At 42.5% G+C, this 4,469-nt stretch carries 3 protein-coding genes; all 3 read right to left on the bottom strand.

Going from position 1 to position 4,469, the window contains the following annotated elements; all coding sequences use genetic code 11:
* Positions 1–668: ABC transporter substrate-binding protein (locus tag AC1DUA_RS25030; RefSeq protein ID WP_477502344.1), on the bottom strand; the 668-nt coding region annotated here is incomplete at its 3' end.
* A gap of 198 nt (positions 669–866) precedes the next feature.
* Positions 867–2,633 carry a cache domain-containing sensor histidine kinase gene (locus AC1DUA_RS25025; RefSeq protein ID WP_477502343.1) on the bottom strand — a complete coding sequence of 589 codons (1,767 nt, stop codon included), beginning with the start codon at positions 2,631–2,633 and terminating at the stop codon, positions 867–869.
* 23 nt (positions 2,634–2,656) lie between these two features.
* Complete coding sequence (locus tag AC1DUA_RS25020) at positions 2,657–4,198, bottom strand: response regulator transcription factor (RefSeq protein WP_477502342.1); 1,542 nt, start codon at positions 4,196–4,198, stop codon at positions 2,657–2,659.
* Positions 4,199–4,469 lie beyond the last annotated feature (271 nt).

The following is a 4,469-nucleotide window of genomic DNA, read 5'->3' as shown; positions in this document are numbered from 1 at the left end:
TTCAGATACCAAGCACCTGCTGATTGAATCATCATACGAATCAACCCTAGGTCATTCGGATCCTGCGTTAACAAATCTTTACCTGTCTTAGTTTTAACTGCTTTACCAATTTCAATCAATTGCTGCCAAGTAATATCTTTCAAGTCATCAAGTTTATAACCAGCTTGTTGTAAATAATCGGAACGGACATACAGTCCTGTTACCCCGGAATCAAATGGAACCCCATATTGCTTCCCATTCAAGCTTGTTGGTCCGATTTTGTAATCAGCGAAATCAGATGCTTTAATGGATGCCGATAAATCTTGGAAAGAATCAGGATACGTTTTCAAGAAGCTTTGAGCACGGTAATCTTCAATCAATACAACATTCGGTAGACCTGTCGTTGTGCCCGAGTTTAAACCTGTGTTCAACTTCTGAATGATATCATCTTGTGCATATTCAATGATGTTTATTTTCAAGTCAGGATGATCCTTCGCATAGGCCTCTTGTGCCAGCTTCATCGCTGCAATGTTGAAGTTCTTATCCCAAGCCCAGACCGTAATTTCTTTCGTGGCTCCTTTGTCCGTTGCAGTTGGAGTACCCGTACCTGTTGTGTCAGGTGCCTTGCTTGAACATGCAGTCAGCAGTAAAAAACTAGCCAATAAAATGGTTGAAACTTTCTTTTTCATGTGCGCCCCCCGTGTAGTTTAGATTTTTTGAAAATGCTTTCTTTTAAAAGAATAGCATCTCGGAAATCCCTTCTGTTAGAAAAAAATTTGTCATAATTAGCGAAATTCTTGTGAATTGTATCCGCTATCATAATGACCATATTGGTACTTTATTTATAATTTGTACTTTCTTTAGATTTCTATACATGGGGGGTCTTGCTAAATTCGCCAGGGAAGACTAATGGCTATTTTAGTTCCTTGTCCAAGCGTGCTCGTGATGGAAACACCATATTCCTCTCCGTACAGAAGCAGGATGCGATCATGGACATTGCGAATGCCAATCCCTGTAAAAAGTTGCCTGGCACTCGTAGAGGTACGCTGCTCGCTTCTGGTTTCCGTAAGGTCCATGCCATCGCCATTGTCAACGACTTCACAGTGCAACGTATCCCCTTCCTTCGTGATGATGACATAAATATATCCCGAGCTTTTTTTATTAAAAGCATGAAAAAACGCATTTTCTATAAATGGCTGAAGCATCAATTTGGGCACTTGTGACGTCAAACAGTCCGGTGAGACGAAATAATCAACCTTGATGCCATTCCCATAACGAACCTGGTTAATGAACACATAATGTTTTAAATTCAATAGTTCCTGCTCAACCGATATGGTATCTTTCACGTTGCTAATCGTATTTTGCAGGAGCGAAATCAGCGCATGGATTGTTTCAGTAGCCTTTTCTTTACTCCCTTGTTGCACCAGAATGTTCACGGAAGTCAGCGTGTTATAGAGAAAATGAGGGTTAATTTGCTGCTGAAGCGCGGCTAACTCTGCCTTGCGCTGCTCCTCCTGCGTTTCAACTAACTGGATAATATAGTCGTTAAGCTCATCGAGCATATAGTTGTAGGCAATGCTAAGCTCTCTTGTCTCATACGAACCGGTCACAGCCATGTAATTGAGGAAATTCTTTTTGGTTATGTTCGACATTTTGATAACAAGCATGCTTAAAGATCGCGTAACTCTACGAGTGATAAAATAGACAACAAGCACAGCCGTCAATACGATACCAGCGCCTATCATAAATAGGGCCTTCCTATTGAGCATTTGCCCGAGTGTCATCTGCTTATCAATCACATTGACGAGATAGTAATCATACAACGGTAGATAGTCGGCCAAAAGGATGACATCATGATTGAACAAAGTCATTTCTTGACTTGTCGTTTGGGATTGGCCCACTTGCTTGGCGCCTGCCAGGAGTTCCTCGGAGATCGTTCCGATCAGATCCTCCCTGTTGCTAGAGACAATCAAGCCATTTTGATTCAAAATCATGACATCATTACCTTGACTAGTGAAGCTCGCATAGATTTTCTTAAAATCACTTTCTCTAATCATCATGTAGAGCGTTCCGTAACCTTCTTTGCTTTCTGAGGAAAGCAGCGCTTTGGTGGCTACGAGCCGATCTTCATTGGAGCCCCAAGTTCCCGCCTGCATGAAGCTGTACAACATACGACCCGGTTGCTTCCATGCATCTTGTGTAATTGGGCTGCTCTGCAGCTTCTCCGAGGAACCCGACCAGTAGGTGACGTCGCTCACGTAGTTTCTGCCATTCATGCCCAGAACGCTGATGCCAATGTTTTTGGCCCCAATCCCGGACTGAATTCGCTTCATCTGCTCACTCATGCTGAAATTCGTTTTGAAATTCGTTAGCGAATCCGTATCCCCCTCCGTTAGGAAGCTTCTAATCCCGCCGCTTTGCGCAACACTAATGGCAATATTAATATTGGAATAATGAATGGCATCTAATCCCGTTTTGATCTGATTGATAATTTTGGAATTGGTAATACTGAACGTTTGGACGAAAAGCTTCTGCGACATTTGAACCGTAACCCATGAGGTTAAAATCGTAACGGAAATAATACTTACAACCATCACAAAGAACATTTTAGTAAACAGACTTTGATCGGTTAGTTTTTTTACCCATGCTCCCATTATTGATCGTAGTCCTTTCGTACTTATTTCTTGCGATAGTGACTTGGGGAAATTCCCATCAGCTTGCGGAACACTTTCGTGAAATAGCTGTGATCCGAGTATCCGACGAGATTGCTTATTTCGGAAATGGAGAGATTAGGATTTTCGCGCAGCAAAGTACAAGCTTTGTCTATACGAATCCGGTTCAAATATTCATTAAAACCTTCTTTGTTATGAACAGTGAAGTAATTAGACAAGTAGGAAGGATTAAAATGGAAGTGTTTGGCGACCTCCGTTAAGGTCAAAGGCTGCGAAAAATGTTTGTCCATATATTGCAAAATTTTCTGTATGCCTGGAGAACCCGTCCGATTATCACTGACACACGATATGGCCTCATTCAAAAATTTTTCTAACAAAAGAATAACTTCCCCAATATGCTCAGCTTCATGAATGGCGCGGAAATACTCGTATTTCCCTTCATCCAAGGCACTAGCCTCATAGTGAAATTGCTTCAAGGTAACAATAATATTAAACAGGCTGTGGTCCAAAAAAGATTTGAACTCGAACATGTCGGTATCCAGCCTACCATTCATAGAATGAGCGTACGCACTGAGACGCCCAAAGGCCAGGTCGAACTCCTTATGGTTCAGTTCTGCCGTGAACGCCTCCATGTCGAATGGCTCACCTTTCTCTGCCTGTTTCTCCAATTCATTAACAATGAGAAGCCTGCGATCTGGTAGAAAGAAGCGGTGATCCAGCACTTTCAGCATGTCATTGGTATAAATATCGTTCAGTTCATGGATATGTTCAAAAACACGGCTGAGCGCCACTACGATGGACATATGACCTTTGTCGCTGGCTTGAGCCAACTGCTGGGCTATCCGGACGGTATCCTCCTGGGCAGAGTTGTCTAGATTCAGCAGGTAGCGAATATAGCCATCTTGATGCGACAGGCGGCGTGTAGCGACGGGTTTGCCCTTGTTTTGAATGATCGCTTTCAGAGCCGCTTCTAACCATTCCTCATTCCGAGTCAATGAAACGGATTTATCCTGAACCACCGACAGCAAAACAAAACTGCTATACGGAAATATCGTACTTATTTCATCTCTGTCATAATCAACGGAATAACCCGAGATGAGCTTGTCCAGTATGTAATCGACGGACTGCTTTTTTTCACTTTTCCATTCTGAATGTTGAAAAGCAGGAATTCGTTCTGCCGTTTTCTTCAAAACAGCTAACATAGATACAGCATCTAGTTTCGGCTTTAACATATAGTCAGCAACGCCACTCTGAAAAGTAGAACGAACATACTCGAATTCTCCGAAGCTGCTGAGTACGACGATTTCGATTTCCGGGTACATGCCCTTGACGATTCTCGTCAATTCCTCGCCGTCCATCACCGGCATGACAATATCGGTCAACACAATGTTCGGTTGGTACAAATGGACCATCTCTAACGCCTCTTTGCCATTGGAAGCTTCACCCACGATTTGAAATCCTTCGCTTTCCCAATCCAAGAGATGCCGGATTCCTTGACGCACCAACATCTCGTCATCAACAATAAGAACCTTGCAATAAACCGTCATAACAGACTCCTTAATCTAGATTTACATCATCTACCACTAGTACGACGTATTTTGTGCGATATCTTGCACGATTATAAATGAATTTACGAGTCTTGACGAGCACAAAGCATAAAAAAATGGAATATTAGCGATGCCAACTTTATTAAAAATTGAAATCGCAAAAAGAGCTGCCGTGGCAGCTCCTAGACGTATAACTGAATGGTAATGTGTTCATTTTGAACAGGGGCAGCAGGAATTGAACCCACACCAAAGGTTTTGGAGACCTTTGTTC

It is taken from the genome of Paenibacillus sp. 01T422, from assembly GCF_056398785.1.
The sequence above is the reverse complement of the archived record's forward strand: the minus strand, read 5'-3'. Positions and strand labels throughout refer to the sequence as shown.

Excerpts from the sequence above, each read along its gene's own strand:
- AC1DUA_RS25020 (WP_477502342.1), bottom strand. The coding sequence starts at position 4,198 with ATGACGGTTTATTGCAAGGTTCTTATTGTTGATGACGAGATGTTGGTG.
- AC1DUA_RS25025 (WP_477502343.1), bottom strand. The coding sequence starts at position 2,633 with ATGGGAGCATGGGTAAAAAAACTAACCGATCAAAGTCTGTTTACTAAA.